At 46.2% G+C, this 1,036-nt stretch carries 1 protein-coding gene; it reads left to right on the plus strand.

From position 1 onward, the window contains the following. Positions 1–324: 324 nt before the first annotated feature. Positions 325–1,036 (plus strand): pentapeptide repeat-containing protein (locus tag E1189_RS01125; protein ID WP_155158278.1); only part of this gene is annotated, 712 nt, incomplete at its 3' end.

A 1,036-nucleotide genomic window follows, 5' to 3' on the forward strand; every position in this document is an offset into this window, starting at 1 on the left:
CCTCACTCTCTTGTTATTCATTCCCTGCAGGCTTACAGGAACAGAGATAATCCCCTGCCCAGATTGTTCCATTGTGGCGGAAATCTCTACTCAATCGTTGAGCGCATCAGGCTGGGCGTGACTCAGTTGAAGAATGATTATGCATCCAGACGCTCGGACTTGAGAGCAGGGGGGGCAAGCAGCGTTTTTTTCAAACTGTCCACTGATCAGAGGTCAGGGGAGTGGCTGTCGCTGAAGCCAGAGTTGCTACAGCGCACCGATATTTTGACATACGGTACGGATCGGTATGGCAATCAGTGCCGGGGTATTAAGCGACTTCATGCAATGGCTCCCGGAGAGCAAACCTGGAAGAGCTGCAGGCGGCTTGATGCATCCGAATTAATGCTCCCTTTTATCAGTCTGGAGGAAGTGCTTAAAGTTCATACTGAGAAGGGCAGTCATCAAAGATTAACAGAGAGAATGGCTCGGGAAGTGGAATATTTCCCTAATGGTCAGGCTATATCTGCCACTATCGAAGACCCCTTGGTCCGTATGTGCGATAATTTTATGAGCCGACCTGATGGAGACCTGATTGGAGATATTGTAAAAGCGGTTGGGAAAGATCAGTTTAAGTTGCTTTATGATCTTAACCCAGAAATCGACACCAATTTTATTGGTAGCCTCAAAGGTTTGACCCTGAAAGGGACAAGGTTAACCTCTGTAGATTTTCAAAAGGTGGATCTACGTAATACCACCTTCAGCGGTATGGAGTTGAGCCTGTGCAAATTTGATGGATTGAGAGAGAATTATCCGATTCTTAAATGCTGTTCCTTTATTGATTGCTCTTTTAAAATTGATTGCTCTTTTGAAGAAGTTCTACCCCCTGACTTCAAGTGGATTGAGTCCTGTACTTTCACGCTGGAGAGAGGCGGCCTGAATTCGCAGGCTGTGACTGCGAGATTGCTATTTGCAAGTTGTGCCCTTGCCGTGACGAAAGCAGAAAAATTCATGGGTTATAGAGGGAATGAGGCGGGTTCGATACTTAGAAACCTTGATA

This window comes from Parendozoicomonas verongulae, from assembly GCF_009711465.1.
GTDB classification, from domain to species: domain Bacteria; phylum Pseudomonadota; class Gammaproteobacteria; order Pseudomonadales; family Endozoicomonadaceae; genus Sansalvadorimonas; species Sansalvadorimonas verongulae.